This window comes from Pseudomonas sp. JAI111 (genome assembly GCF_024809425.1).
Lineage (GTDB): Bacteria > Pseudomonadota > Gammaproteobacteria > Pseudomonadales > Pseudomonadaceae > Aquipseudomonas.
In genome coordinates, this window is the sequence record NZ_JANUCB010000004.1 from 385671 (window position 1) to 411770 (window position 26100).

The window sequence follows — 26100 nt, forward strand, 5'->3', positions numbered from 1 at the left end:
CGATCAATGCTCCTGCACGGCACGAATGAAGGAGCGGGTGCGTTCGATCTGGCTCTCGCGAAAGATCTGCCGGGGTGGCCCCTGTTCGACGATGTTGCCGTCGGCCATGAAGATCACTTGATCGGAGACGCTTTCAGCGAAGTGCATTTCGTGGGTCACGATAATCATCGTCATGCCCTCCTCCGCCAGCTTACGCATGACCCCCAGCACTTCACCCACCAGCTCCGGGTCGAGCGCCGAGGTGGCTTCGTCGAACAACATCAACTTGGGCCGCATCGCCAATGCCCGGGCGATGGCGATGCGTTGCTGTTGTCCGCCCGAAAGCTGTTCCGGAAACACGTCGCGCTTGGCGAACATGCCCACCTTGTTCAGCAGGTCCTCGGCCAGTTCAACGGCTTCGGCGCGGCTGCGCTGTTGCACCTTGAGCGGGCCGAGGATGATGTTTTCCAGCACCGACAGGTGTGGAAACAGGTTGAAGCGCTGGAACACCATGCCGATTTCAGTGCGCATGCGCGCCAGCTCCTTGTCGCTCATGGGCACTTTGCGGGTGCCCACCAGTCGCTGGCCGATCAGTTCGTTATCGATGTAAATGTCGCCTTTGGTCGGCTCTTCCAGGTAATTGACGCACCGCAGCAATGTGGTCTTGCCCGACCCGCTGGGGCCGATCAGCGAGATCTTCTGACCTTGCTGCACGCTGAGGTCGATACCTTTGAGCACGTCCAGATTGCCGAAGGACTTGTAGAGTCCCTCGATGCGCACCAGTGGGGTTGAATCAGCCATGAGCTATATCCTCGACTCAGGCAAAGGCCTGACTGAAATCACGCGGCGGGTGTTCGAACGGCCCGATCAGGTTGCCCTTCTCGTCACGGTCGACGCCGATGCGCGGATCCTTGGCCGGAGGCACAAGGTAGTCAGGGTTTTTGATCCCGTATTTGGCGAGGATCGGGCGGATCTGATCCGTCGCTTTCAGCCAGCGCAGGCCCTGATTGATGCCATCGAACAAATCCTGATTCTGCGGATGAACGCCCCAGATCGCCTCGAACTTGGCGGTCAGGCTGGGGAATTTTTCATCGTAGGACATGGGGATCTGCTTGAGCTTGAGGCTTGGATCCTGAAGGATCATGTAGTCGATGGTCGGGGCATCCAGCACCGCAAAATCCAGGCGTCCGGCGCGCACGTCGCGTAGGCAGGAGTCGGTGTTGTCGTAGAGCTTGACCTCCTTCACCCCCTCGATTTTCTTCATGTCCGGGATGGTGAAATAGCCGGTGATAGCGCCGATGGTGCGGCCCTTCACATCGTTCACGGTGATGGCGGTGTCGAACGGTTCGCTGTCGCGCATGATCACGTAGGCGCCGGTGTAGAACACCGGGTCGGTCAACAGCAGGATCTTGGAGCGCATCGGGTTCCAGGCGAAGTTGCCGCCGAACCAGTCGGCGCGTCCTGATCTCACGGCCTCGACCACTGCCGGGAACCCCATCGTCAGCACATCGAGCTTGAGCTCGAGGCGATCGGCAATGATCTTGAGCAATTCCAGATCGGTGCCGACCGGAACACCTTCACGCAACGCCCCCAAAGGCATGTCGCCCAGGCAAGCGGCTGTCAGATAGCCGGGGCGCACGGTCTTGATCGGTTGGCCGGCCGCGAAGGCGAAGGACATCGGGCCCATCGCACTCCCGACCAATGCCGCCAATGTGCCGTAGCCAGTGGCCTTGAGCAGGCCGCGTCGGGAGAAACCTTGGGAATCAAACTTGAAGTCGGACATAGATCACCTATGGGCAAATAATTGTTTTGACCGGTGCAAGCCTTACTACTCAACAGCCTTCCGTGGCTCGATATCCCTGCGTTTCAAGACCGTGTCGGCAAACCCGCGAGAATGTCGATGGCACTGACGTGGGGCTTGCCGGCCTGCTGACGACGGCGCTTGAGCACCACGTAAGCGGCGGAGACCACGCCGAGACTGACGAGGCTGGCAAGGAACTGCGTACGCAAGGATTCCTGGAACGCCATGGCGACCAAAACACCCGCAATCACTGCCACCACAGCATAGGACAGCCACGGAAACAGCCACATTTTGAGGGTCAGCCGAGCCGGCGCCGTGGCTTCTACCTGGCGGCGAACCTTGATCTGCGCCAGCGCCACCGCGAGGTACACGAACAGCATCACCGCACCGGAAGCATTGACCAGGAACAGGAACACGCCTTCCGGAGAAATGATCGCCGCCATGATCGCGATGTAGCCGATCACGCTGCTCAGCAGCACGGCCGCCCGGGGCACTTTGCGCCCGGTCAGGACCGACAGTTTCGCTGGCGCATCGCCGCGCTGACTGAGGCCGAACAGAATCCGCGAAGACACGTACAAGCCGGAGTTCAGCGCCGAGAGCACAGCCACCAGCACCACCGCTTGCATGATCATCGCCGCGCCGGGAATGCGCATGACTTCAAGCGCCGCCACGAATGGAGAGTGACCGGCAACGATTTGACCCCACGGCACCACGCAGACAATCAGGAAGATCGAGCCGACATAAAAGGTGATCACCCGGAAGATCACCGAACGGGTCATGTTGGCCACGTTCTTCGATGGATCGTCGGACTCGGCGGCGGCGATGGTCGCAATCTCTGCACCGCCAACCGCAAAGATAACCGTCGGCACACCCGCCAGAATCGCGCTGACGCCGTAAGGCATGAAACCGCGGTCATTCACCAGATTGCCCAGCAGGTCGCTGGTGCTCGGGGCGAAACCGAAGAGGTAGGCGCCGACCACGAAGATGAAGACGATGATCGCGAAGACCTTCAATGAAGCGAACCAGTATTCGAACTCGCCGTAGGACTTCACGGACAGGCAATTGATGGCGGTCATGATCGCCAACAGGCTCAGACCGATCATCCACGCCGGCAACGGTATCCATTGCTGGAGGATATTGGCGCCGACCACCGCTTCCACCGCCACCACGATCACCCAGAAGTACCAGTACAACCAGCCGCTGGTGAAGCCGACCCAATTGCCCAGGCCGATGCGGGCGTATTCGGTAAAGGAGCCGACGCCGGGCAATGCCACGGCCATTTCGCCGAGCATGCGCATGACCAGCATCACCACGATGCCGGCAGCGAGATAACTGAGAAAAGCCGCTGGGCCAATGGCCTGAATCGTTGCGCTGCTGCCGACAAACAGGCCTGCACCGATGATCCCGCCGAGGGAAATCATGGTGATATGACGCTGACGCAAGGCCCCGCTGAGGCGCTGCTGGCCGGGTTTTGTATCGGTTGGCTGGGCCTTGTTCACTGGATGACCTCCGCTTCAGGGTCTGGGGTCGATTGACCGGATAATTTCATCGAAGACTTTGCGCGAGGGGGACAACACACCGGATACTCTGTGCCGCCCGCTGACAGCCTGAAGAGTCGGTGGTGCCGGGACAAACCCGGCTGGAACGTTTTGATAGTCATGTGCGTACCCGTTGGGCTGAGCATGGCAGCCATTTTCTTATTGTGTTGCATGACAAGCATTACAATTCACACACTAATCACGGATTTTTAGCTTGTCAATGGGCTTTGTATCGGATAAAAAGCAATACAAATTTGCTTATTGTCTTGCTACAAGCATGACAAGCAGGGAACAGCACCATGAGTCAATTCGAACAATTGCTGGACGAACTGAAAGCCAGCGCCGCGTTGCAGCGCGACAAGGCCGAGACCCTTTACGCGCAATTGGCCGATTCACTGGCTGAAGCGATCGGCAACGGCAAGCTCAAACCGGGGGAGCGTCTACCGCCCCATCGCGAGTTCGCCAGTGCACTGGGGGTGAACATCACCACGGTGACCAAAGCCATGGCGGTGTTGCAGCAGAAAGGCCTGGTGGAAAGCCGTCCCGGCCGTGGCACGCAAGTCGCGCAGCCACGTCATCCCGCCGCACAATTCCAGTCGGCGCCGAGCAATGACCCGGGCACCGTCGACCTGAGCGTCAACCGCCCCGCCACCGACGGGTTCAATCGGGTCCTGGCGCAACTGCTGCCGCGACTGTCGAGCGATCCGCGTTTCGGCGACATGAAGGACTATCACCCGTCCGAAGGTCCGCTCTGGGCACGTGAAGCCGCGGCCCAGTGGTTACGGCACACGGGCGTCGAGGCCCAGGCCTCGCAAATGCTGATCGTCGAAGGCGCCCAGCATGGCATTGCCAGTACGCTGCGCAGCCTGACCAACAGCGGCGATACCGTGCTTGCCGACAGCGTGACCTATCAAGGCATCAACGCCTTGTGCCGCTCGCTGGGCCTGATCCTGGTCGGGGTCGACGCTGACGCTCACGGCATGTCGCCCGAAGCGTTGCGCCTGGCGTGCGCCGAACATCAGCCACGATTGCTGTTTCTGGTGCCGTCGATTCACAACCCTACCGCCATCACCCTGGACACCGAGCGCCGTAAAGAACTGGCCGCGGTGATCCGCGAAACCAACCTGCTGGTCATCGAAGACGACGTTTATCGGCCGCTGCTGGACCAATCGCCGCCGGCTCTGGCGGCGTTGATGCCGGAACGCACGATCTACATTTCCGCCCTGTCCAAATGCATCGCGCCGGGGTTGCGCATGGGTTTTGTCATGGCGCCGCAACCGCTGGTACAAGACATTGCCGCCATGCAACGCATCGACTGCTGGAGCACTTCGCCGCTGACCGCCCTGATCGCCACCCGGTTGATCGAGGACGGTCATGCCGACCAGTTGGTCTCGGAGCAGCGCGAAGAACTGCGCATCCGCCAGGCGTTGCTGGCTACTCACCTTGAAGGCCTCGAATTTCAGCACAGCGCCACCGGCACACACGCCTGGCTGGTGTTGCCGGAACCCTGGACCGGCTCGCGTTTTGCTCGTCTGTGCCACGACCGCGGCGTCGTGCTGCTGGCTGGCGGCGCCTTCACCTTGCGTCCGGAACTGTCGCCGCAAGCGGTGCGAATCAACATCTCGGCGGCCCTGTCACGGGACTCGCTGATCAATGCCTTGAACGTCATCAGTCAATTGGCGCGCCAGGGTCATCTCTACATGCACAACCGGATCTGAGGAACATGACACAGCCAGTTCATTGCGAAATCGCCGTCATCGGCGCAGGCGTTGTCGGGGTTGCCACCGCACTCTGGCTGCGCCGCCAGGGTTATCAGGTGGTGTTGCTGGAGCGCGATGCGATTGCCAGCGGAGCGTCCTACGGCAATGCCGGCACCCTGGCACCTTACGGCGTGATGCCGATCGCGCAGCCATCGCTGCTCAAGGCAATTCCATCGCTGCTGTTCTCGCAGGAATCGCCCTTCGTCATCAACTGGGCGCGCCTGCCCCGGCTGATGCCCTGGCTGTTGCGTTTTCTCAATGAATGCCGTGCTTCGCGCTGTGAAGCGAACACCCTGGCGCTGACAAAAATCCTCCAGCACACCTACGACGGCTATGCACCATTGTTGGCTGACTGCCCGCAGGCCGATCAGCATTTGCGCCACAACGGTTGCCTCTATGCCTATGGCACGGAGCAAGGTTTCGCCGGCGCCCAGGCCGCCATCGAGTTGCGCCGTTCGCTGGGAATTGCGCAACAGGTTCTGAGCGCTGCCGATGTCGATCAGCTGGAGCCGGCCCTTGCGGGCAAATCAGTGGCCGGCATTCTGTTCCCCGAGTCGTCGCACATGGACGATCCGCGAGCCTTCATCGAAGCGTTGGCCGCACCGCTGGTTGCCGAAAGTGTGTTGCATCAGGCAACGATCACCGGTGTACAACGCCAGGCCGATGGCCTGCACCTGAGCAGCGCCGAAGGCAAAACCTGGCGCGCCGACCGGGTGGTGCTGTGCGGCGGAGCGTGGTCTGCGGCGCTGGCACGTCAGGTCGGGGATCACATTCCATTGGATACCGAACGCGGTTACCACATCGAATTTGATCTGCAAGACACCCTGCTCAATCGCCCCTGCTGCCCGGTGGAAAGAGCGTTCTACATGACGCCCATGGCCGGACGCCTGCGCGTGGCGGGCACGGTGGAACTCGGTTCGATCAACGACCCGTCCAATCCAAAGCGCTTCGACTATCTGGAGCGACATGTGCGGCGCGTCATGGGCCTGACCGAACCGGTCGCCCGTCGATGGCTCGGCTTCCGCCCTTCGTTGCCAGATTCGCTGCCCGTCATCGGTCCATCGCCTAACGAGCCACGAATGATCTACGCCTTCGGGCACCAGCACCTGGGCCTGACACTGGCGGGGGCCACCGGGCAGTTGGTCGCCGACTGCATTGCCGGTAAAGCGCCCTCCTGGCTGGACAGTTTTTCAGTGCAACGCTTCTGAGCGATTCCATTTCAAAGGAGAACAATTGATGCAAATCATCGAGCGTAAACACACCAACCAGCGCATGAGCCAGATCGTTATCCACGGCAAGACCGTGTACCTGGCCGGGCAAGTCGGCGAACCTCATCATGACGTCGCCGACCAGACGCGTGATGCGCTTGCGCGCATTGATGTCTTGCTCGCAGAAGCAGGTTCCTCCAGAGAGCAGATGCTGCAGACCACTATCTGGCTGGCTGACATGGCGGATTTCGAAGCGATGAACGCCGTGTGGGATGCCTGGATCCCGACGGGGCACGCGCCGGCTCGCGCCTGTGGTGAGGCGAAACTGGCGGATCCACGGCTATTGGTGGAAATCATCGTTTGCGCGGCGAAAGGCTGAATCTTCAAGCTGACGCTTTCGAACGGATAACGCTTCGCCAGGGAACTCCTGACAACGCCCATGCATCCAAAATTATGAGGTACTTCTTTTTTGCTTCACGCTTCAGAGGACTTTGCCATGCGCCGTCTGATTATCGTTTCGTCGTTCATGTTGTGCTTACCCTTCGGTTCGGCCTTCGCCAAAGTGGATGCGGGCGATGTCGCCACCTCAGCAGGGGTTTCTGCGTCGCTTTACTCGACGTTCAAGGATCACAAACTGGCGATTCCCGCCCGTGATGATGCCTCGAGCTTCGTGGCCAGTGGCGGTACGATTCGCGGGGTGTATCTGGAATCGGTGTTGAACAAGATCCGCCAGGAAAATCCAGGCCTCAAAGCCAGCGACGAAGAGTTGGCCAGAGCCATCCTTATTCAGGAAAGCACAGCGGGTCAGTAAGGATTGAAATGTAGCGGTAGGGCTAGCGACACCTGGATCGTTTGCAGCCCTGCCTCGTTTCACCGCGGCAATGAACGCGCCCAGCCAGCGACCAGCTGTACGCTGATGCTGACCCCGCCACACACCACAATCACCACGTCATGGGCCTGGGCAATCGCCGGATGGTCAAGGTACGCGACAGCCAATGAAACACCGCATGCCGGCTCGACCAGTTGACGCAGGTCGCTGGCGTAACGCACCACGCCCATGATCGCCTCATCATCTCCGAGCACCACGCACTCGTAGGGAAACTCGCGGATGTGCTGCACGGGCCAGGCAGCCACTTGTGCTGCGCCAAGCGAAGTGGCGACGGTATCGATTCGCGGCAATCTGACCGGATGGCCAGCCTCCATGGCAGCCGCAAAAGACGCCGCTCCCAGGGTTTCGCAGGCGATGATCCGACAGTCCTTGCGGTTGTGCCGAATCAACCCGGTCAGGATGCCCGACAGCAAACCGCCGCCCCCCACCGACGTCACGATCGCATCGACTTGAGGACAATCCTCAAGGACCTCGTCGATCAGCGTGCTGTGCCCTTCCCACAACACGGGATGGTCGAACGCCGGTACGTATTGAGTATCCGATTCTTGCGAGAGTTCTTTCGCCCGCTGATTGGCCTCGTCCCAGACCTTGCCATGAACGATCACCTCGGCCCCGGTTTTGCTGATCCGTGCGCGGGTGGTTTCAGGCGTGGTGTGCGGCACCACGATGCAGGCTTGCAACCCGAGGGCCGCGGCCGCCATGGCGGTGGCAAAACCGGCGTTGCCACCGGACGGACAAACGACTTTGCGTTTACCCTGTGCCTTGGCCTGACTGCATAACAGGCCCATGCCGCGCAATTTGAATGAACCACTCGGTTGCAGGTTTTCCAGTTTGAGCCAGATACGTCGGGCCGGCGTCGACAAGCCCGGGTGCAGAATCAACGGCGTTCTGATGTGCAGCATTTTGCGCTCCCTAGGGCAACACCGACCTGCCGGGATTTTCGACACGTCGGTGTGAATGGTCCTTATTCAAGCTTAGTTCACCTTGCCCCCAAGGTTACCTTCTACCGATAGCGCGGCGCCACCGACGAGTGGCCAAACGACCCGGACAGCACTTGGCGTTGGCTTTCATAGGTATCCCACTTGTCACCCTCGTGCAAACTCGGGATCGTCACTACTTCCCCTCTCGCCAGCCCCAGCAATGCGGCGTCGACCATATCCTCGGCGGACATGACGATCTCTTGCGGCAGGTTTTCCACCGGGTTGCCGGCTTCGCTCCAGAAGTCGGTGGCGGTAGCGCCGGGCAGCACGGCCTGAACGTGAACGCCCTTGTCGGCCAGTTCGCGGTGCATTGACTGGCTCAATCCCAAGACAAAGGCCTTGGTCCCACCATAAACACCGTTGAGGATTTCCGGGGCGATCGCGACGATCGAGGCGATGTTGATCACGGTGCCGGTGCCGCGTGCCACAAATCCAGGGACCACGGCATAAGATAAACGCATGAGCGCGGTGACATTGAGCGCAACCATGTCTTCCATGTCGTCCACCGGGCTGCCGAGCAACGGCATGACGCCGCCAACGCCGGCATTGTTGACCAGCAATGTGATGCTCGCGTCGTTGCGCAGGATGCTTTCGACCTTAAGCAGGTCGGCCTTTTGCTTGAGGTCGGCGGCGACCACTTCGATGGCGCGGCCGGTTTCGTTGCTCAGGTGGTTGGCCAGCGCGTTGAGCTTCGCCTGGCTGCGAGCCACCAGAATCAGGTCGTAACCCTGGCGAGCGAGCCGGTCGGCATAGACCGCGCCGATGCCCGAAGAAGCGCCAGTAATCAATGCAGTGCCTTTGGATGAGAGCGCCATGTTCAATTTCCTTCACAGTGAGGCGATAAGGTCGCCGGGTGTGAACTGTTATAAATTGACTTACGCGCGTCTCAAATGACGTTTAAAGTACGTTTTTCGGACATGACCGTTTGAGGGCATCATCGATGACATCCGTGGCGTTCGTGGTTTTCGAGGGTTTTCAGTCCATGGCGCTGGCCGCCATGCCCGTGTTCGAGTACGCCAACTTCAGCGCCGGCGAGGCGCTGTATGACGTAAGCGTGATTTCTGAGGACGGCCGCACGTTGCGCGCTTCCGGCGGTTTGAGCGTAGGGACCCAGGCGTTCGATGAGCGGGTGTTCGACACGGTAATCGTGGTCGGTGGCGACAGCATCCTCGAACAGGTCCCCGAAGGCGTGCTGGCCTACTTGCGCGCCAGCGTGAAAACCGCACGGCGCACCGCCTCGATTTGTTCGGGGGCATTCGTGCTGGCCCAGGCCGGGCTACTCGATGGACGACGCGCCACCACGCACTGGGCCTACGCGCGGGAACTGCAAGCGCGGTTTCCCTCGATCAAGGTCGAAGAGGATCGCATTTACGTGGTCGACGGTGCCTTCTGGACTTCGGCGGGCATGACCGCCGGCATCGATCTCGCGCTGGCAATGGTCGAAAAGGACCACGGCGCCGAACTGGCCCGCTCCGTCGCGCAGAAACTGGTGATGTACCAGCGCCGTGGCGGTGGCCAATCGCAGCATTCGGCGTTGCTGGAACTGGCGCCCAAATCCGACCGTATCCAGACCGTCCTCGGCTACGCCCGGGAACACTTGGCCTCACCGTTATCCGTGGAGCAACTGGCGGAAGTCGCGCGACTGAGTCCTCGGCAATTCAGCCGGACCTTTCGCGCAGAGACCGGGCAGTCCCCGGCCAAGGCCATCGAAAACCTGCGCCTGGAATCGGCGCGACAACTGCTCGAACACGGGCGCCTGACCCTTGATCAAATCGCCACCGAATCAGGGTTCACTGATCGTCGCCGCATGCGCGAAGCCTTCCTGCGCGCGTTTGGTCAGCCGCCGCAGGTGATTCGGCGCAACGCCAGGTCGCGGATGACGGCGTGATGTTTGGTGAGCAGGCTGCGCCGACGAATCAGCCTGAGCTTCTACACTGAAGAAGTCGAAGCAACCCCGGAAGGATGCCCATGAAAATCTCGCCCAAACTGGCGTTTTTCGCCATCGTCTCCACCCTCGCCTACCTCGCTCTCGCGATCTGGGGGCTGGGCGGATTGGCGGCGTTTTTTTCTCATGCACCGCTGGTGGTCATTGCCCTCGCCACCTTGGCGATGGCCATTGCCTCGTTGTTCACCGAGGTCAATCTGAGTTCCGGCGAACGGGAGGACCGGGCCAATCGTTGGGTGCTGCCGGCATTTGGGGTGATTGGGTTGTTGAGTGGTTACCTGCCGGCCTATACCGACCGGATCGACTTCTGGACCTTCGGTGGCGAGGGTGTGCGCTGGCTGGGGGCATTGCTGTTTATCGTCGGCGGCGCGCTGCGGATGTGGCCGGTGTTTGTGCTGGGCAAGCGTTTTAGCGGGCTGGTGGCGATTCAACCGGGGCACCGTCTGGTCACCGACGGCATTTACCGGCGTTTGCGCAACCCCAGTTACCTGGGAATGTTGGTGATCGCCGTGGGCTGGGCCCTGGGTTTTCGCTCGGCTATTGGACTGCTGCTGGCAGCGCTGACGGTGATTCCGCTGATTGCCCGCATTCACTCGGAAGAGGCGCTGCTAAGGGCGCAATTCGGGAGTGAATACGAGGCTTATTGCGCGCGAAGCTGGCGGTTGATTCCCGGAATTTATTGAAACTCCCGACCCCATATTCAGCGTTGCGTCAGGCAGATTTTCCCGTCGGGATCTACTCGCGCGGTCACCCGGTCATAACCGGCCAAGGTGGCATGTCGCGTCTGGATCGGATGGTCATGTGTCGCGGTGATGATCACGAGGTCTGCCCCGGCAGCTTCCGCCGCCAGAATGCCCACGGCGGCGTCTTCGAAGATCAGACAATCAATGACCTGAAAACCTAGCCGTGCAGCGGCCAATCGATAGCCCGAAGGATCCGGTTTGCCGGCACTGACGTCTTCTGCAGTGACCATCACGTCAGGCTCGGGAATCCCCGCGGCGGCCATTCGGCGCAAGGCCAGCGCTCTCGGCGCCGAGGTGACGATCGCCCATTGATTCGCTGGCAAGCCGTTCAGGAAGTTTGCTGCGCCGGACACCTCGACAATGCCCTCGACATCCTCGATTTCCGCTTCGGTAATCCAGTTGGCTTCGGCCTCTGCATCCACTGCCGGCAAGGCCAGACGATTGATGGTGTCGATGGCCCGGGCGCCGTGAATGGTCGGCAGGAAAGATTCAACATCCACCCCGTGGCGCAAGGCCCAGGTTGTCCAGATCCGCTCGGCGGCGGCGATGGAGTTGAGGACGGTGCCATCCATATCAAACAGAAAGGCACGATACGGCGTATTCAAAATGCAATCGTGAGCAGACAAGGAGGAGCTTCCTCTCGCAAGAGCCAGGACGGGTTCGCCGAGCAATGTAGCACTTGCAAAGAGCCAGCGACGTATCAGCCGACCGATTTGGACTTCAAGGCCACGTCTACGCAATCCAGCAATTGCCCGATCGCCCACGGTTTCTTGATGAACGTGACCGGGTGCTTCACCCCGGAAGTTTCGGGGGTTTCGAAACCGGACATGATCATGATCGGCGTCTGCGGCCAGCGATCACCGCACAGATTGGCCAGTGCTGCACCGTTGATTTTGCCTGGCATGGTGATGTCGGTCAGTAGTAGAGAGACGCCGTCGGCATGCTCCTCCAAATACAGTGAAGCAGCGTCTGCACTGGTTTGCGGTGCAACCTTGAAACCTTCCTCCTGAAGAATTTCGCAGAGAAACTCCAGGATCAACGGGTCATCCTCGACCACCAGAATCAACCTTTCTGGAAGGTGCTCGCCCGCCTTCGATACTGGACACATGACTTCGTCACTCCCTGATTGCACAAATGATTTCGCGGACTCAAATCCGCTACCTACAGGTATGAGCAGCGGACTCGGCGGAAATTCACTTTTGATACAGGACTGCGACAAAATGAGGCGCCTTGCAGTCTGCTTCGGCGCCTTAATGCCCTGTTTCGGCCCTCAGGGACGGTATTCGGCTCAGTACGAGGGGGCTTCTTTTTTCATGGTGTCCTTGGACATCGCATCCTTTTTCATCGTGTCCTTGCTCATGGCGTCCTTGGACATGGTGTCTTTTTTCATTGTGTCCTTGGACATGGCGTCCTTGGACATCGTGTCCTTTTTCATGGTGTTTTTCTGCATGGCATCTTTGGACATGGCGTCTTTGCTCATGCTGTCGTTGCTCATGCTGTTATTAGTCGTCGCATCGGCGGCGAAAACGCTGGCGGCGCCGACGGCGAGGCACATGGAGAGGACAACGGTGGTTAGCTTTTTCATGATGAGGCTCCAGACGTACAGGTTGCGATTGAGCGCAGCACGAACTGCGCGATGAAATGACCAGCGCCGTCAGCTACCGCCGAACCAGTTGTAGCCCTGGTCTTCCCAGTAGCCACCCGGATAGGTGTTGGTGACGAAAATGGCCTGAATGTGTTTGGGATTTTTGTAGCCCAGCTTGGTGGGCATGCGCAGCTTCATCGGGAAGCCGTACTGGCGCGGCAGGACCGCGCCGTCATAGGTGAGCGTCAGCAAGGTTTGCGAATGCAGCGCCGTGGCCATGTCGATGCTGGTGTAGTAATCGTCAGCGCACTTGAAGCCGACATATTTGGCGTCCGTATCGGCACCGACCCGTTTCAGGAAGTCACTGAAGCGCACGCCGCCCCAGCGCCCGATCGCGCTCCAGCCTTCGACGCAGATGTGCCGGGTGATCTGGTCGGTCTGGGGCATGGCCCGCAGCTCTTCGAGGCGCCAGCTGCGTTTGTCCGCGACCAGGCCTGTGACCTCCAGTCGATAACTTTCCTCCTCCACGGTCGGCGCTTCATCGACACTGTAAAAGGCATTGAAGGGAAACGGCCGGGTGATCATCGACTCGGGATAGGTCGGCGCCAGTGCGTTGGGGTTGAACAACCAGCCCTGCACCCGATCATTGAACCGGGACATGGAAGACAGCGCGGTCTCGACACTTTCGTTGTCGGTGATGTCGCAGCCGGACAACAGGGCCATACCACCGAGGGTCAGGCCGCGAAGCAGGAACGAGCGACGTGAGCGGTCTTCGATCTGCGGAGCAATGATTTTACGGGCCTCGGACAGGATGGAGGACTCGTCCAGCCCCGAGCCTACAATGCGCTTTTTCATACAGGCTCCTTATGACCAAAAATCATGGCCCATAACGTCTTTGGAACCACCGCGACCATCACCAGATGCACCGCGACGAAAGCCACCAGCAGCGACATCGCGATGAAATGCACATGCCGCGCGGTGTCATACCCGCCCAGCAGTTCACGCAACAACGGGAACTGCACGGACTTCCACAACACCAGCCCGGACACCACCAGCAGCGTGATGTCGACCATCACAAACAGGTACGCCAGACGTTGCACCTGGTTGTAATGACTCAGGTCGGCATGACCCAACCGGCCGCGCAAGGCTGCCCACAGGTCATGCAAAATTCCTTTGGGTGAAACCGGAAGAAAGCGCCGTGACAAACGGCCGCTGGTGATATTGATGATCAGATAGACAAGGCCGTTGATGGCCAGCAACCACATCGCTGCGAAATGCCATTGCAAGGCGCCCCCCAGCCAGCCGCCCAGCGTGATGGCCTTGGGAAAACTGAAATCGTAAAGCGGGGAAGCGTCGTAGATGCGCCAGCCGCTGGTGACCATGACCAGCACCGCCAAGGCGTTCAGCCAGTGGGTCAGTCGCAGCCAGCGAGGATGCGTGCTGACCGTAGGTGAAGCAGTTAACTTCGACATGTCGGGCTCCCGGTGGCTGTTGTTATTGGTTGGAGCCGATTATGCGAGCCGACTGTTCGCCAAATCCTCACGCAAAGTTAAATTAAACGTGATAACTCTCGATCCCCGACTGCGGTGCTCACCCCGCAATTGTGGTTAAAATGCCGCCCCCCAAAATTGCCGACGCTGCCCGATGAACTCAGATGCCCTCTCCACCCTTCACAACCATTTGCTGACAGCGCTGGCAGCGGCTCCCGCGGAAACCCGCCGGCTGTTCCACGGCCGTGGCCGATGCTGGCCGGGGCTGGAGCAATTGACCGTCGATTGGTTGCAGGGCGTGGTGCTGGTGTCGCTGTTCAAGGAACCTGAGGCGACTCAGCTGGAAGCGCTGAAAGGCGTGCTGATGGACATCACCCAGTCGCCACAATGGAAACAATCCGGCGCGCAAACCTTGCTGCTGCAACACCGCTACCTGCTGCAAAGCACCACCGAATGGTTGCTGGGGGACGCAATCGAGGAAATGACCATCACCGAAGGTGGCCTGCGCTATCGCGTCGACCTGGGCCGCAAGCAGAACACCGGGTTGTTCCTCGATATGCGCTATGGCCGTGATTGGGTGCGAGCCAATGCCGAGGGTAAACGGGTGTTGAATCTGTTCGCCTACACCTGCGGTTTTTCGGTGGCGGCCATCGAGGGTGGCGCCGAACACGTGGTCAATCTGGACATGTCCAGCCCGGCCCTGAACCGTGGCCGCGACAACCATCGGCTCAATGGCCACGACATGAGCAAGGTGACTTTTCTCGGCCACGATCTGTTCAAGTCCTGGGGCAAGGTGATTGGCAAGGGCCCTTATGATCTGGTGATCATCGACCCGCCGTCCTTCCAGAAAGGCAGTTTCCTGCTGACCAAGGATTACCAGCGTGTGCTGCGCCGACTGCCGGAATTGCTCAGTCCCGAAGGCACAGTACTGGCGTGTATGAATGACCCGGCGTTCGGTGCCGACTTCCTGATCGAGGGTGTCGAGCGAGAAGCGCCGAGCCTGCGTTTCGTGCAACGGCTGGAGAACCCGCCGGAGTTTCCGGACGCTGATATCGAATGCGGGTTGAAGGCGTTGGTGTTCAAGCTGGGGGCCTGAGTGCTGCCACAGAGATCAAGTGATCAGAGCGGCTGCAGCACCAGCGCAAACAACTCGCCGTGACCATTCACATTGAGCTTGTGATAGAGATTGCGCCGATGCACCTTCACCGTTTCCGGTGAAATGCCCATTTGCTGGGCGATGGCTTTGCTGGAAAAGCCCTGGAGAATCAGTCGCGCGGTTTCGACTTCTCGCACAGACAATCGCGCGTCAAAGCGATCGAGCAAGGTTGCCAGGTCGCCGGCCACAGGCTCAGCGGCCACGCCTTGCGGTGGCATCAATTGCAGATGACGGCGCATCGCCGCCAGCACCCAGTCACGCACGCACAGCAAGCGGCCCTGCTCCTCGAGGGTAAATCGCGTTGAGCGACCCATCGACAGACCCAGCACGGCGCCGTCGACGTTGACCATGAATTGCAATTCGTCACTGCCCACCACCGAGCGGAAATAGCTCAAGTAGTACTCGCTCTGCAGGAACTGGTCGGCGGCCACCGAATCCAGGCTGTGCAAACCGTCGACAATTCCGGCACACACCGCTTGGTAAAAAGGATCGAGCAGGTACATGCCGGCGCTGTAGTCCGCCAGTTCTTCCTGTTCGGTGGCGCTGCCTTTTGAGTCGAAGTCGATCAACAGCCGTGGCACTCGCCCCGAATGCATCAGCGCCACCAGGGCGTTGTCCATCGGCACCAACAGCCGCAGCGTGTCGACCAGCGCGCGCCAGAAACCGTCCTGCCCCAGCGCACCAAACACCCGCGCCAGCCCCTGATGCACCGGCAACTCTTTCAACAACGCGTCCACGCACTACCCCTTTCGAGTAACCCATGATGGGAATGGGTGTGTATTGCGCCTGCCGATACGCTGCAAGCACCTGATCATTACCGGCCTGCAGCAGGCCAGGAGTGCCGCATCATGAGTCGTCCCCGTCAACAGATCAATCTCGGACTGAGCGCCCTTTTGTGTGTTTCGCTGTCGGCCTTTGCCACGGACGGCCCGACCGTCCATGTCTACAACTGGTATGACTACATCGGCCCCAACACCCTGCACGACTTCAAGCGCGACACCGGCATCGAACCGGTTTACGACACCTTCGACAGCGCCGAAGTGTTGGAAGGCAAATTGCTGACCAGCCGCAGTGGATACGACGTGGTGGTGGCGAGCAACTTCAGCCTGCCGACCCTGATCAAGGCCGGCGCCCTGGCGCCACTGCCCCGCGCGCAGATGCCGGATTTCAAGAACATGGACACCGACCTGTTGGCGAAACTGGCCAATAACGATCCGGGCAACCTGTACGCCGTTCCATACCTGTGGGGCACCAACGGCATCGGCTACAACATCGACAAGGTCCGCGCCGCATTGGGCGACAAGGCTCCGGTGGACTCCTGGGACCTGGTGTTCAACGAAGAGAACCTGGCCAAGCTCGGCCAGTGCGGCGTAGCGATGCTCGACTCGCCCTCCGAAATGCTGCCGGTCGCCCTGCACTACCTGGGCCTGCCGCCCAACAGCACAAACCCCGAAGACTACAAGAAAGCCGAAGCGCTGCTGCTCAAGCTGCGTCCGCACATCGCCTACTTCAATTCGTCCAAGTTCATCAGCGACCTGGCGAACGGCAACATTTGCGTGGCCGTGGGTTGGTCGGGCGCAATGCTGGAAGCCAAGAAGAACGCCGAGCAGGCCAACAACGGCGTGAAAATCGCCTACAGCCTGCCCAAGGAAGGTGCGCCGGTCTGGTTCGATACGCTGGTGTTGCTCAAGGACGCACCGCATCCGGAAAAAGGCCTGGCTTTCATCGACTACCTGATGCGCCCCGAAGTCATTGCCCCGGTCAGCGATTACCTGTCCTACCCCAACGGTAACCGCAGCGCGACGCCGCTGGTGGCCGAAGCGACTCGCAACAACCCCGCCGTCTACCCGTCCGCCGAAGCCCTGGCCACGTTGTTCACCCTCCAGCCCCTGCCGCCAGCCACCGAACGGGTGCGCACGCGGGTCTGGAGCAAAGTGAAGAACGGCCAGTAAAACGCAACCGACCCTGTCCCTTGTGAATTAATTATTCAATGAACATGAGAGAAACGATGAAACCACGTGCCCGCGACTTGAACATCCAGTTTGGCCAATTGCAACCCGGCCCCCTCAATGCCATTACTGATGTGCCAGGCGTGCGCGTCGGCCACAGCGATGTGCGCGGACGCACCGCCAGCGGCCGGGACATCTTCACCGGTGTGACCCTGATCGAACCGCGTGCCGGGTCGACCAATCAGCAACCGTGTTTTGCCGGCGTCCATGTGCTCAACGGCAATGGCGATGCCACCGGTCTTGAGTGGATTCGCGAAGCAGGGCTACTGACCAGCCCGATTGCCTTCACCAACACCCACAGCCTGGGCGTGGTGCGTGATGCGCTGATTGCGCTGGATCGCGAAACCCAACCCGACGACGGCCGACTTTACTGGAACATGCCGGTGGTGCTGGAGACTTACGACGGCCTGCTCAGCGACATCAACGGTTTTCATGTGAAGCCCGAACACGTGGCCCAGGCGCAGCGCAACGCAGTGGGCGGCGCGGTAACGGAAGGTGCCGTGGGCGGCGGCAGCGGGATGATCTGCCACGAATTCAAGGGCGGCATCGGCACCTCCTCGCGGCAATTGAGCAAGGCACAGGGCGGCTGGACCGTCGGCGCCATCGTCCAGGCCAATCACGGTATTCGCAACGAATTGCGCGTCGACGGCTATCCCGTCGGGCGGTACATGGAAAAGGCCGACTCGCCGTTTCTCAGGGCGTCGCTGCCTCATCCGGGGATGGGTTCAATCGTCGTTTGCCTGGCTACCGACGCGCCATTGCTGCCGCACCAATGCACGCGCCTGGCACAGCGCGCCAGCCTGGGCCTTGCCCGCACCGGCGGCGGCAACGAAGACCACAGCGGCGATATTTTCATTGCCTTCGCCACCGGTAATCAGCACGTGCCGCCAGCGGCCTATGAAGGCAAAGGCGCGCCAACCTGCGACAACCTGCGCATGGTCAACAACGACCACATCAGCGAGTTGTTCCTGGCCGCCACCGAAGCTGTCGAAGAAGCCATCATCAACGCCCTGCTGGCCTCTGAAACGACTGAAGGCAACGGTCACGCCGTACCGGGCCTGGATGAGAAAACACTGCTCAAGGCCCTGCGTCAGGCTGGATGGCCCGGAGATTCGACAGCCAGTCACTAAACGCGCGGTTTAAGCATGACGCCCGGTGCAACCCATCGGGCGTCCATCGCTTACTGCTCCAGCACCACCAGCGGCACGTCTTTCGTCACGATGTAAGTCGCCAGTTCCGAGGCTTTGCCGTCACCGACGTTCTTGGCAATGTGGGCAGTGCCAGCGGGGATGTACAAGGAATCGCCCGCCTTGAGCGTAACCGGGGCCCGTCCTTCAAGCTGATACTCGAACGTACCCGAGATGACGTGGGCCACTTCAACCCCTGGATGAGAGTGTTTGGGGGAAGCCACACCCGCATCGAAATCCACCAGAACCTGAATCACTTCACGCCCGGAGACGTCGAGGTCCTGACGCAACAGATCCGTGCGATGCAGCCCTGCCTGCCAGCTTTTTGCCGGCGCGGCTTGCGCGGGAACCTTCACCTCTTCGGCTTGAGAGAAACTCGCGAATGCGCCGAGCGCTACGACGACAGCCAGGGCGATGCCGAGCTTGCTTGCGGTGTTACTGGGTTTGATACGGGACATCTCGACTCTCCAATGGATGCACGGCAAGGCCGGCGAGAGCTGCATTACGAGGTCGCTGTGTATCGCACAAGTGTCAAACAAGCCTGAATTTGTATGCCAGGTTGGCTACCGGTGCCGGGGATACGTTCAGATACAAACCTGGGCGTACACGTTAGTGCGGTACGCCCAATTTGGTCACGATATCTTCTGGCTTTAGCTGACGGCCGTCCGTCGAAACCAACTGCAGTTTCTGCAGTGGCTTGCGGTCTTTTGCATCGACCATGACCGATCCCGATTCGCCGGGTTCGTACAAAAACTCGTTGCCCCATTGCGACAGCGCAATCAGCACGGTCTGCAACGCCCTGCCCTTTTCGGTCAGCACGTACTCCTTGTAAATACTCCCGTCAGCCGCCGGTTCCATGCGCATCACGCCCTCTGCCACCAGGCTTTTGAGGCGGGTGCTCAAAATGTTTTTCGCGACATCCAGGTTTTTCTGGAAATCACTGAAGCGCTTCGTGCCCGAGAGCGCATCACGGATGATCAGCAACGACCACCAATCGCCAATGAGATCCAGGGATCGAGCGACGGGACAGGGACTGCCCTGCAAACTTTTGCGCTTCACGTCAATAAACCTCCAACAGAAAAGGCCGCCGGTACTGGCGCATATCCGTCAGTCCGGTAGGTGGTTGCATAATACAACCGGCGTTGGTAGAAATAACACCACTTGGTTTCATCATGAAACCATGAACCTGTTCTCAGGTAGCTCATGGCTGTGCCAGACGCGCAGTCACTTCATCATCAATGGTTGCATGATAAAACCGTAGGAGAGTCCCATGAAACTGGCTGGAAAAACTGCATTCATCACTGGCGGCAACAGCGGCCTGGGCCTGGCCACCGCGAAACTGTTCATCGCCGAAGGCGCAAAAGTGGCGATCACCGGTCGCAGTCAAAAAACCCTGGATGAAGCCCGGGAAGCACTCGGTCCAAACCTGTTGGCAATCAAGGCCGACCTGACGGATGTGAGCGAGATCGAGCGCGCCGTCACCGAGGCGGTCGCCGCCTTCGGCAAGCTGGATATTGTTTTCGCCAATGCCGGCATTGCCGGGCAAACCCCAGTCGGCGGAACCTCATTGGAGACCTTCCAGAACATTATCCAGACCAACCTCACCGGCACGTTTTTCACCGTGCAAGCGACCGAGCCGCACCTCAATCCGGGTGCCTCGATCATCTTGAACGGGTCGGTGCATGCCATCCTCGGATGGCCGGGCTACAGCGCCTACGCGGCCAGTAAAGCCGCGGTTCGCGCCATGACTCGCGTGATGGCCGCCGAATTTGCGCCACGGGGTATTCGCGTCAATCAGATTACCCCTGGCGCGGCGCGCACCCCGGTTTGGAACCCTCACGCCGTCAAGGTTGGCATGGACGCGCTGGAGGAAAAACTGATCACCACCATTCCGCTGGGTCGCATCGGTGAAGCCGATGAAGTCGCCTCGGTCGCGCTGTTCCTCGCCTCCAGCGATTCTTCAAACGTGGTCGGCGCAGAAATCGTCGTCGATGGCGCTGCATCCAGTTCACCCATGGGCGCACCTGCTCACCGGAAAAACTGGCAGGCGTAATGGCTTTGTATCGGTGTGTAATTTCGCGGGGCGATCTTACACACCGATACACAAGCGCAGGTTCAGGACACACACGCACTACATGAAGGTGAAAAAGTGAGCATGTCGCCGGCTCTTCCAGCATCCGGCTGACATCAATGGTCAACCCAACTTTTCCGCAGGAACCGTCATGATCAATAAAATCGACACTGTGCTTTATACCGGCAAGACCCACACCATTGGCGGCCGTAACGGCGAATCACGAAGCGAAGATGGACGCCTGGACATCAAGCTTTCTCCGCCAGGCTCTTCGGGGAATGGCACCAACCCTGAACAGCTGCTGGGTGCAGGCTGGTCGGCTTGCTTCATCGGCGCATTGGGCAAGGCCGCTGCAGCGTTGAAGGTCGCGTTGCCAACCGACACCGCCGTCGATGCCGAAGTGGATCTGGGCAAAACCGAAAACGCTTTTTTCCTCCAGGCACGGCTCAATGTCAGCCTTCCGGGCCTGGATCCTGCCGTCGCACAGACATTGGTGGATGCCGCGCATCAAACCTGCCCGTACTCCAAGGCGACCCGTGGCAACATCGACGTAGAAATCAACCTGGTTTAACCCGCGTCCTTGGTACAGCCTGCCTCGCTGGCAGGCTGTATCGGGTTGTTGCCTATAGCAATTTTCAATCCTGAGACTGTGCCTAAAGGACGAAATCGGTCTAAAAATCCAGAGGCGCGTTTCGCAAGCTTTGCTAATCTGAATTTTGTAGGTGAAGACGCAGACTGATGCGCAAGAGGATAGCGAGGAAGCGTGGGGCGCGCTCCTAAGGGTACACGGTTAGAAAGATCTCCGAGGTGAGATCCAGCCCTTATGCCGTGTGAAGCAAGACAGCACAAGACTGTTCTGTCAGAAGCCTGATAAATCTCGTAAGCCAGAGACCAGCGCTGGCCACCTACTCGATTCCAAAGCCCGCCCCGTGCGGGCTTTTTCGTTTTGCCCCGACGCAAAACCGCAAGCCTGTCCCGGCCATCCGCGCAAACATCGACGTGGCGCTGAACGTCCCCCTGTGTCTAACCTGTCGCCCACCATTGATCACACACTGACCTGGAGCACTTGCGATACCATCGCAAAGCCTGACGCAAGAAGAGTTCACGCAACTGCAGAAGTCGATCGTGACGCTGCGCAACAACCTGATCAAATCAATGAACACTGAGGAGTAAGCAATGACCACGCACACTGAAACTGCACTTCTGGCCGGTGGCTGCTTCTGGGGCATGCAGGATTTGCTGAGGAAACAACCCGGCGTGCTGTCGACGCGAGTCGGTTACTCCGGTGGCGATGTACCCAACGCCACTTACCGCAACCATGGCACTCACGCCGAAGCGATCGAGATTGTGTTTGACCCGAGCATCACCAGCTATCGGCAAATCCTCGAGTTTTTCTTCCAGATTCATGATCCGTCGACCGCCAATCGTCAGGGTAACGACATCGGCCTCAGCTACCGCTCGGCAATTTTCTATTTGAATGAAGACCAACGAGCGATAGCCGAAGACACAGCGGCGGATGTCGATGCCTCCGGTCTGTGGCCCGGCAGGGTCGTGACTGAAATCGTACCCGCTGGCCCGTTCTGGGAAGCAGAGCCGGAGCATCAGGACTACCTGGAAAGATTGCCCAACGGCTACACCTGCCACTTCATCCGGCCAAACTGGAAACTTCCGAAACGCGCCTTATGAAAAAAATCCCCGGGAGCCAGTGTCGACTCCCGGGGATTTTTTTAGGCATGACCACCATGTCGAGCCACAGAGTCGAACCTTCATCCGGAATCGAATAGGCGATGTCGATGCCGTTCCCACGGCAAACCGCTGGAAGCCTATCGACACATCCCCTTCAATCTCGATGAACTGGCCCTGGATGCCGCCGCGCGCGGCTTGGGGGTGGCCGTGACTGACCTGACCCTGGCTGAAGAATCGATTGATCGCGGCGTGCTCGTTGTCCCGTTCGGGTTACCGCTCAAAACCCGGGGCGTTTATTCGCTGTGCCTGCAACCTTCGGCGGCGTCGCATCCCACGTGCGCACAGGTGATGCAATGGTTTTCCGCGCAGGCTGAATAGAACCCCATTCCCCTGTGGGAGCGAGCTTGCTCGCGATAGCGGTTTGTCAGTCAAAAAATTGATAACTGTCACACCGCTATCGCGAGCAGGCTCACTCCCACCGGGGGTTTGCGTTTATCCAGGGATTGCGGCCTCTTGCTGAACCACACCGCGTTCTTCCAGCAAACGCACAAACATCGTCAGGCTCTGCGACACCGTGCCCCTGCGCCACACCAGCCAGGTGCGCAAATAACGGAACGATTGCGACAACGGCCAGATGCTCACGGTGCTGCAGCCCGGCATGCTTTCGAGCATGCTGCGCGGCATCAGCGCCAGGCCGGCACCGGCGCTGACACAGGCCAGCATGCCGTGATAGGACTCCATCTCGAAAATCTTGCCGGGCACCGCCGCGTCGTTGGCGAACCAGCTTTCGAAGTGGTGGCGGTAGGAGCAATTGGAACGGAAGGCGTAGATGTTTTCGCCGTTCACATCCTGCGCACGCTGGATGGGCGAATGGTGCAGCGGTGCGATCAGCACCATCTCTTCCTCGAAGGCCGGCACGCCCTCCAGCGCCGGGTGCAACACCGGGCCGTCGACAAACGCAGCAGCCAATCGCCCCGACAACACGCCATCGATCATGGTCCCCGAAGGTCCGGTGGACAGGTCCAGCTCGACCTTGGCGTGTTTCTGGTTATAGGCGGCCAGCAGCTCGGGAATGCGCACCGCCGCTGTGCTTTCCAGCGACCCGAGCGGAAACGATCCTTGCGGTTCTTCACCGGCGACCGTCGCCCGGGCTTCCTGGACCAGATCAAGAATGCGCCGGGCATAGTCGAGAAAGCTCCAGCCGGCCGGTGACAGGCGCAGGCGGCTTTTCTCGCGGATAAACAGGTCCACGCCCAAATCCAGCTCAAGCTGTTTAATGCGCGTCGTCAGGTTCGATGGCACCCGATGGATATGCTGGGCGGCCACGCTGATGCTGCCGTGCTCGGCGACAGCTTTGAAGATTTCGAGCTGAACCAGATCCAAGTCATTCTCCAAACGTGAACGATATGCTCAGTATTATTCAGTTTCCAGAAAATTAACACCGCCGTAATCTGAGCACATCCCCACCTCGCAGGACGGTGCCATGACCAACGTTTCCAGCCTTACCCATGCCATTTCGATCAACCCCGCCAATGGCGAGCAGATTGGTCACTACGCTTTTGAATCCGATTCGGCGCTGCAAGCCGCACTGGCGCGTGCCGCGACCGGATTCCGTGCCTGGCGCAGCAAGCCGGTGGCGCAACGCGCGCAGCTGTTGATCGTGCTGGCCAAGGCCTTGCGCGACAACTCGGCAGCCATGGCCAACATGATCACCCTGGAAATGGGCAAGCCGATCACCCAGGCCCGTGGCGAAATCGAAAAATGCGCGCAACTGTGCGAGTGGTACGCCGAACACGGCCCGGCCATGCTCAACGCCGAATCGACACTGGTTGAAGGTGGCAAAGCGCGCATTGAATACCGCCCGCTCGGCCCGATTCTCGCGGTGATGCCGTGGAACTTCCCGATCTGGCAGGTCCTGCGCGGCGCCGTTCCAGCGTTGATCGCTGGCAACACCTACGTGCTCAAGCATGCACCAAACGTGATGGGCAGCGCCTATTTGCTGCTTGAAGCCTTCAAGCAAGCCGACTTCCCTGAAGGCGTGTTCGAAGTCATCAACGTCACGCCAGAAGGTGTTTCCACCGCGATCAAAGACACGCGCATCGCTGCGGTCACCCTCACCGGCAGCGTGCGCGCCGGCATGGCCATCGGCGCGCAGGCCGGTGCGGCATTGAAAAAATGCGTCCTGGAGCTGGGCGGTTCCGACCCGTTCATCGTGCTCAACGATGCCGACCTCGACGAAGCGGTCAAAGCCGCCGTGATTGGTCGCTATCAAAACACCGGGCAAGTCTGCGCGGCGGCCAAGCGCCTGATTGTCGAGCAAGGCATCGTCGAGGAATTCACGCGCAAGTTCGTCGAAGCGACCGACAAACTGGTGGTCGGTGATCCGCTGGCGAGCGACACTTACATCGGTCCGATGGCTCGCTTTGATCTGCGTGATGAACTCGATCAACAGGTACGCGACACCCTGGAAGAAGGCGCAACATTATTGATGGGCGGCAAGAAGGCCGAAGGCCCGGGCAACTTCTACGAGCCGACGGTCTTTGCAAACGTCACCGATCAGATGACCTCGTTCAAGCAGGAACTGTTTGGCCCGGTGGCTTCGATCATCACCGCTCGCGACGCAGCCCATGCGCTGGAACTGGCGAACGACAGTGAGTTCGGCCTCGCCGCGACGATCTACACGCGCAATGTCGAACTGGCCGAGCAAATGACCAGCGAACTGGAAACCGGTGGCGTGTTCATCAACGGCTACTGCGCCAGTGATCCACGCGTGACCTTTGGCGGCGTGAAGAAAAGTGGTTTCGGTCGTGAGTTGTCGCACTTCGGCGTTCGCGAGTTCTGCAACGCGCAGACCGTGTGGCTGGACCGCCGCTGATCGCCTCCGCTTGCCTGGGTGTCTTTCAACACCCAGGCAACTGCGCTTTATTCGTTGAGGTAATACACCTTGTTGACGATCATCCAGCGCTCCCTGATCTTCAATAACGACAGATAATCCGTGAACCGCATGCCGAGATAGTCATCAATGACTTTCACGGCGGCGGCATCGCCCGTTACATCAACGCTAACGGTTTGCCAGAACGGATTGACGTCCTTGGCTGCCGGTCCCTCGGCCTTGATCGCGTTGATAAAGTCATTCAACGGCAACCATTCCAGTTCATTGTGATAATGACCAATGATGCGACAGTCGGGATGAAACGCCTGCCGCAGCAGCACTTCGTCGGCGAATACCATCCCTTCCACGTAATTGCGCACCACAATGCTGATGAGCTCTTTGTCCAGCGTTTGAGCCGTCATGACACACCTCCAGCGAACTCATGCCACCTGAAAAGTCTAGCACCGCGTTTCAGTCAACCACCGGGGCGGCGACTATGCTGTTGAAGGCCAACTCTGCGGGAGGATTTGAAGATGTCATTGACGCTTTACTACCATCCGTTGTCGTCGTACTGCCACAAGGTGCTGATCGCGCTGTATGAAAACGCTACCGACTTCGACAGGCGAATCATCGAGCTGGGGGACGTGGCGCAGCGAGCAGAGCTTCAAGCACTGTGGCCACTGGTCAAGTTCCCGGTCATCCATGACGCCGCTCGCCAGCGAACGGTGCCGGAATCCAGCATCATCATTGAATACCTCGACCGGTTTTTCCCGGGCGCCAACGCGCTGATTCCCGGCGATTGGGAAAGCGCCTTGGAGGTTCGGCTCTGGGACCGGTTTTTCGACAACCATGTTCAAGGGCCGATGCATCAGATTGTTGTTGATCGCATGCGCTCGGCCCACGGCGATCTGACCAGGGAACGCGCGGCGCTGGACACCGCGTACGGCATTCTCGAACATCAGATGGCCTCTCGGATATGGGCGGCCAGCGCGGATTTCAGCCTCGCTGATTGCGCGGCGGCCCCGGCCTTGTTCTATGCCAGCACACTCCAGCCGTTCCACGACGAACATCATCACCTGCAGGCTTATTTCGAGCGGCTGATGGCGCGGCCGTCAGTGCGGCGAGTCCTCGACGAAGCCAAGCCCTACTTATCGATGTTTCCGTTCGCCGAGGCCATCCCGGAGCGGTTTCGCTAGCGCAC

The 26100-nt window shown here is 59.7% G+C and carries 29 protein-coding genes and 1 pseudogene; 15 read left to right on the top strand and 15 right to left on the bottom strand.

Translation table 11 applies throughout. The features are described from left to right. Window positions 1–3: 3 nt before the first annotated feature. The 3 genes from HNR03_RS15890 to HNR03_RS15900 form a co-directional block, all read right to left on the bottom strand. Window positions 4–780 (bottom strand): amino acid ABC transporter ATP-binding protein, encoded by a 777-nt coding sequence (locus HNR03_RS15890; RefSeq protein WP_259154554.1) that lies wholly within the window; start codon window positions 778–780, stop codon window positions 4–6. A gap of 16 nt (window positions 781–796) precedes the next feature. Then, on the bottom strand, window positions 797–1762 hold the full coding sequence (locus HNR03_RS15895) for a transporter substrate-binding domain-containing protein (RefSeq protein ID WP_222587194.1): 966 nt from the start codon (window positions 1760–1762) through the stop codon (window positions 797–799). Between the two features lie 83 nt (window positions 1763–1845). Then, window positions 1846–3279: an amino acid permease gene (locus tag HNR03_RS15900; protein ID WP_222587195.1), complete on the bottom strand. Its 1434-nt coding sequence runs from the start codon at window positions 3277–3279 to the stop codon at window positions 1846–1848. A 338-nt stretch (window positions 3280–3617) separates the two neighbouring features. Between HNR03_RS15900 and HNR03_RS15905 the strand changes: the two genes are divergently transcribed. From HNR03_RS15905 to HNR03_RS15920, 4 genes are all read left to right on the top strand, one after another. Then, window positions 3618–5036 (top strand): PLP-dependent aminotransferase family protein, encoded by a 1419-nt coding sequence (locus HNR03_RS15905; RefSeq protein ID WP_259154555.1) that lies wholly within the window; start codon window positions 3618–3620, stop codon window positions 5034–5036. Between the two features lie 5 nt (window positions 5037–5041). Further along, a complete protein-coding gene (locus HNR03_RS15910; protein ID WP_259154556.1) occupies window positions 5042–6286 on the top strand; it encodes an FAD-binding oxidoreductase in 1245 nt (414 codons plus the stop codon). 28 nt (window positions 6287–6314) lie between these two features. Continuing rightward, the gene (locus tag HNR03_RS15915) at window positions 6315–6665 is read left to right on the top strand and encodes a RidA family protein (protein WP_259154557.1); all 351 of its coding nucleotides are present in this window, start codon (window positions 6315–6317) and stop codon (window positions 6663–6665) included. A gap of 117 nt (window positions 6666–6782) precedes the next feature. Beyond that, the gene (locus HNR03_RS15920) at window positions 6783–7097 is read left to right on the top strand and encodes a DUF2388 domain-containing protein (RefSeq protein WP_259154558.1); all 315 of its coding nucleotides are present in this window, start codon (window positions 6783–6785) and stop codon (window positions 7095–7097) included. Window positions 7098–7156: 59 nt separating this feature from the next. Here HNR03_RS15920 and HNR03_RS15925 read toward each other — a convergent pair whose 3' ends face one another. Both HNR03_RS15925 and HNR03_RS15930 read right to left on the bottom strand, forming a co-directional pair. Further along, window positions 7157–8077: a pyridoxal-phosphate dependent enzyme gene (locus HNR03_RS15925; protein ID WP_259154559.1), complete on the bottom strand. Its 921-nt coding sequence runs from the start codon at window positions 8075–8077 to the stop codon at window positions 7157–7159. 101 nt (window positions 8078–8178) lie between these two features. Next, window positions 8179–8970: an SDR family oxidoreductase gene (locus HNR03_RS15930; protein ID WP_222587201.1), complete on the bottom strand. Its 792-nt coding sequence runs from the start codon at window positions 8968–8970 to the stop codon at window positions 8179–8181. Between the two features lie 125 nt (window positions 8971–9095). On the opposite strand from HNR03_RS15930, the gene HNR03_RS15935 reads away from it, so the two are divergent. Together HNR03_RS15935 and HNR03_RS15940 are read left to right on the top strand one after the other, a co-directional pair. Continuing rightward, window positions 9096–10043 carry a GlxA family transcriptional regulator gene (locus HNR03_RS15935; protein ID WP_259154560.1) on the top strand — a complete coding sequence of 316 codons (948 nt, stop codon included), beginning with the start codon at window positions 9096–9098 and terminating at the stop codon, window positions 10041–10043. Between the two features lie 80 nt (window positions 10044–10123). Beyond that, window positions 10124–10783, top strand: coding sequence for an isoprenylcysteine carboxylmethyltransferase family protein (locus HNR03_RS15940; protein WP_259154561.1), 660 nt, complete (start codon window positions 10124–10126; stop codon window positions 10781–10783). 17 nt (window positions 10784–10800) lie between these two features. Here HNR03_RS15940 and HNR03_RS15945 read toward each other — a convergent pair whose 3' ends face one another. From HNR03_RS15945 to HNR03_RS15965, 5 genes are all read right to left on the bottom strand, one after another. Next, on the bottom strand, window positions 10801–11469 hold the full coding sequence (locus HNR03_RS15945) for an HAD-IA family hydrolase (protein ID WP_259154562.1): 669 nt from the start codon (window positions 11467–11469) through the stop codon (window positions 10801–10803). A 74-nt stretch (window positions 11470–11543) separates the two neighbouring features. Beyond that, window positions 11544–11951 (bottom strand): response regulator, encoded by a 408-nt coding sequence (locus HNR03_RS15950; protein ID WP_259154563.1) that lies wholly within the window; start codon window positions 11949–11951, stop codon window positions 11544–11546. Between the two features lie 180 nt (window positions 11952–12131). Next, on the bottom strand, window positions 12132–12428 hold the full coding sequence (locus tag HNR03_RS15955) for a pentapeptide MXKDX repeat protein (RefSeq protein ID WP_259154564.1): 297 nt from the start codon (window positions 12426–12428) through the stop codon (window positions 12132–12134). 69 nt (window positions 12429–12497) lie between these two features. Then, window positions 12498–13283, bottom strand: a complete 786-nt coding sequence (locus tag HNR03_RS15960; protein WP_259154565.1) for a molybdopterin-dependent oxidoreductase — start codon at window positions 13281–13283, stop codon at window positions 12498–12500. Next, the gene (locus tag HNR03_RS15965) at window positions 13280–13900 is read right to left on the bottom strand and encodes a cytochrome b/b6 domain-containing protein (RefSeq protein WP_259154566.1); all 621 of its coding nucleotides are present in this window, start codon (window positions 13898–13900) and stop codon (window positions 13280–13282) included. The genes HNR03_RS15960 and HNR03_RS15965 overlap by 4 nt, the downstream gene beginning before the upstream one ends. Window positions 13901–14072: 172 nt before the next feature. On the opposite strand from HNR03_RS15965, the gene HNR03_RS15970 reads away from it, so the two are divergent. Then, window positions 14073–15014: a class I SAM-dependent methyltransferase gene (locus HNR03_RS15970; RefSeq protein WP_259154567.1), complete on the top strand. Its 942-nt coding sequence runs from the start codon at window positions 14073–14075 to the stop codon at window positions 15012–15014. Between the two features lie 23 nt (window positions 15015–15037). On the opposite strand, the gene HNR03_RS15975 is transcribed toward HNR03_RS15970, so the two are convergent. Beyond that, on the bottom strand, window positions 15038–15811 hold the full coding sequence (locus HNR03_RS15975; protein WP_259154568.1) for a helix-turn-helix transcriptional regulator: 774 nt from the start codon (window positions 15809–15811) through the stop codon (window positions 15038–15040). A 111-nt stretch (window positions 15812–15922) separates the two neighbouring features. On the opposite strand from HNR03_RS15975, the gene HNR03_RS15980 reads away from it, so the two are divergent. Next, a complete protein-coding gene (locus HNR03_RS15980; RefSeq protein WP_259154569.1) occupies window positions 15923–17026 on the top strand; it encodes a polyamine ABC transporter substrate-binding protein in 1104 nt (367 codons plus the stop codon). Between the two features lie 56 nt (window positions 17027–17082). Continuing rightward, the gene (locus HNR03_RS15985) at window positions 17083–18213 is read left to right on the top strand and encodes a P1 family peptidase (RefSeq protein WP_222587212.1); all 1131 of its coding nucleotides are present in this window, start codon (window positions 17083–17085) and stop codon (window positions 18211–18213) included. A gap of 50 nt (window positions 18214–18263) precedes the next feature. Here the strand turns inward: HNR03_RS15985 and HNR03_RS15990 are convergent, their stop codons facing one another. Together HNR03_RS15990 and HNR03_RS15995 are read right to left on the bottom strand one after the other, a co-directional pair. Next, window positions 18264–18728 carry a cupin domain-containing protein gene (locus HNR03_RS15990; protein WP_259154570.1) on the bottom strand — a complete coding sequence of 155 codons (465 nt, stop codon included), beginning with the start codon at window positions 18726–18728 and terminating at the stop codon, window positions 18264–18266. Between the two features lie 151 nt (window positions 18729–18879). Beyond that, entirely contained in the window at window positions 18880–19329 is a 450-nt protein-coding gene (locus tag HNR03_RS15995) for a helix-turn-helix domain-containing protein (RefSeq protein ID WP_222587214.1), read from the bottom strand. Between the two features lie 211 nt (window positions 19330–19540). Between HNR03_RS15995 and HNR03_RS16000 the strand changes: the two genes are divergently transcribed. The 4 genes and pseudogenes from HNR03_RS16000 to HNR03_RS16015 all read left to right on the top strand — a co-directional run. Further along, entirely contained in the window at window positions 19541–20323 is a 783-nt protein-coding gene (locus HNR03_RS16000) for an SDR family oxidoreductase (protein ID WP_259154571.1), read from the top strand. A 169-nt stretch (window positions 20324–20492) separates the two neighbouring features. Next, window positions 20493–20912, top strand: a complete 420-nt coding sequence (locus HNR03_RS16005) for an organic hydroperoxide resistance protein (RefSeq protein ID WP_259154572.1) — start codon at window positions 20493–20495, stop codon at window positions 20910–20912. A 605-nt stretch (window positions 20913–21517) separates the two neighbouring features. Beyond that, on the top strand, window positions 21518–22027 hold the full coding sequence (msrA, locus tag HNR03_RS16010; protein ID WP_259154573.1) for a peptide-methionine (S)-S-oxide reductase MsrA: 510 nt from the start codon (window positions 21518–21520) through the stop codon (window positions 22025–22027). Window positions 22028–22147: 120 nt separating this feature from the next. Next, a pseudogene (locus HNR03_RS16015) lies at window positions 22148–22405 on the top strand (LysR family transcriptional regulator); the annotation flags it as partial. 114 nt (window positions 22406–22519) lie between these two features. Here HNR03_RS16015 and HNR03_RS16020 read toward each other — a convergent pair. Then, entirely contained in the window at window positions 22520–23410 is an 891-nt protein-coding gene (locus HNR03_RS16020) for a putrescine utilization regulator PtrR (RefSeq protein ID WP_259154574.1), read from the bottom strand. A gap of 100 nt (window positions 23411–23510) precedes the next feature. Here HNR03_RS16020 and HNR03_RS16025 point away from each other — a divergent pair, with 100 nt between their 5' ends. Further along, complete coding sequence (locus tag HNR03_RS16025; protein ID WP_259154575.1) at window positions 23511–24902, top strand: aldehyde dehydrogenase family protein; 1392 nt, start codon at window positions 23511–23513, stop codon at window positions 24900–24902. A 47-nt stretch (window positions 24903–24949) separates the two neighbouring features. Here HNR03_RS16025 and HNR03_RS16030 read toward each other — a convergent pair whose 3' ends face one another. Beyond that, entirely contained in the window at window positions 24950–25321 is a 372-nt protein-coding gene (locus HNR03_RS16030; RefSeq protein WP_222587222.1) for a nuclear transport factor 2 family protein, read from the bottom strand. Window positions 25322–25432: 111 nt separating this feature from the next. On the opposite strand from HNR03_RS16030, the gene HNR03_RS16035 reads away from it, so the two are divergent. Continuing rightward, window positions 25433–26095, top strand: coding sequence for a glutathione S-transferase family protein (locus HNR03_RS16035; RefSeq protein WP_259154576.1), 663 nt, complete (start codon window positions 25433–25435; stop codon window positions 26093–26095). The last annotated feature ends 5 nt before the right edge of the window (window positions 26096–26100 follow it).

Bases quoted from the DNA above. Each gene is read 5' to 3' on its own strand.
- HNR03_RS15890 (WP_259154554.1), bottom strand. From the start codon at position 780: ATGGCTGATTCAACCCCACTGGTGCGCATCGAGGGACTCTACAAGTCC.
- HNR03_RS15895 (WP_222587194.1), bottom strand. From the start codon at position 1,762: ATGTCCGACTTCAAGTTTGATTCCCAAGGTTTCTCCCGACGCGGCCTG.
- HNR03_RS15905 (WP_259154555.1), top strand. From the start codon at position 3,618: ATGAGTCAATTCGAACAATTGCTGGACGAACTGAAAGCCAGCGCCGCG.
- HNR03_RS15910 (WP_259154556.1), top strand. From the start codon at position 5,042: ATGACACAGCCAGTTCATTGCGAAATCGCCGTCATCGGCGCAGGCGTT.
- HNR03_RS15915 (WP_259154557.1), top strand. From the start codon at position 6,315: ATGCAAATCATCGAGCGTAAACACACCAACCAGCGCATGAGCCAGATC.
- HNR03_RS15920 (WP_259154558.1), top strand. From the start codon at position 6,783: ATGCGCCGTCTGATTATCGTTTCGTCGTTCATGTTGTGCTTACCCTTC.
- HNR03_RS15925 (WP_259154559.1), bottom strand. From the start codon at position 8,077: ATGCTGCACATCAGAACGCCGTTGATTCTGCACCCGGGCTTGTCGACG.
- HNR03_RS15930 (WP_222587201.1), bottom strand. From the start codon at position 8,970: ATGGCGCTCTCATCCAAAGGCACTGCATTGATTACTGGCGCTTCTTCG.
- HNR03_RS15935 (WP_259154560.1), top strand. From the start codon at position 9,096: ATGACATCCGTGGCGTTCGTGGTTTTCGAGGGTTTTCAGTCCATGGCG.
- HNR03_RS15940 (WP_259154561.1), top strand. From the start codon at position 10,124: ATGAAAATCTCGCCCAAACTGGCGTTTTTCGCCATCGTCTCCACCCTC.
- HNR03_RS15950 (WP_259154563.1), bottom strand. From the start codon at position 11,951: ATGTGTCCAGTATCGAAGGCGGGCGAGCACCTTCCAGAAAGGTTGATT.
- HNR03_RS15955 (WP_259154564.1), bottom strand. From the start codon at position 12,428: ATGAAAAAGCTAACCACCGTTGTCCTCTCCATGTGCCTCGCCGTCGGC.
- HNR03_RS15960 (WP_259154565.1), bottom strand. From the start codon at position 13,283: ATGAAAAAGCGCATTGTAGGCTCGGGGCTGGACGAGTCCTCCATCCTG.
- HNR03_RS15965 (WP_259154566.1), bottom strand. From the start codon at position 13,900: ATGTCGAAGTTAACTGCTTCACCTACGGTCAGCACGCATCCTCGCTGG.
- HNR03_RS15970 (WP_259154567.1), top strand. From the start codon at position 14,073: ATGAACTCAGATGCCCTCTCCACCCTTCACAACCATTTGCTGACAGCG.
- HNR03_RS15980 (WP_259154569.1), top strand. From the start codon at position 15,923: ATGAGTCGTCCCCGTCAACAGATCAATCTCGGACTGAGCGCCCTTTTG.
- HNR03_RS15985 (WP_222587212.1), top strand. From the start codon at position 17,083: ATGAAACCACGTGCCCGCGACTTGAACATCCAGTTTGGCCAATTGCAA.
- HNR03_RS15990 (WP_259154570.1), bottom strand. From the start codon at position 18,728: ATGTCCCGTATCAAACCCAGTAACACCGCAAGCAAGCTCGGCATCGCC.
- HNR03_RS16000 (WP_259154571.1), top strand. From the start codon at position 19,541: ATGAAACTGGCTGGAAAAACTGCATTCATCACTGGCGGCAACAGCGGC.
- HNR03_RS16005 (WP_259154572.1), top strand. From the start codon at position 20,493: ATGATCAATAAAATCGACACTGTGCTTTATACCGGCAAGACCCACACC.
- msrA (WP_259154573.1), top strand. From the start codon at position 21,518: ATGACCACGCACACTGAAACTGCACTTCTGGCCGGTGGCTGCTTCTGG.
- HNR03_RS16025 (WP_259154575.1), top strand. From the start codon at position 23,511: ATGACCAACGTTTCCAGCCTTACCCATGCCATTTCGATCAACCCCGCC.
- HNR03_RS16030 (WP_222587222.1), bottom strand. From the start codon at position 25,321: ATGACGGCTCAAACGCTGGACAAAGAGCTCATCAGCATTGTGGTGCGC.
- HNR03_RS16035 (WP_259154576.1), top strand. From the start codon at position 25,433: ATGTCATTGACGCTTTACTACCATCCGTTGTCGTCGTACTGCCACAAG.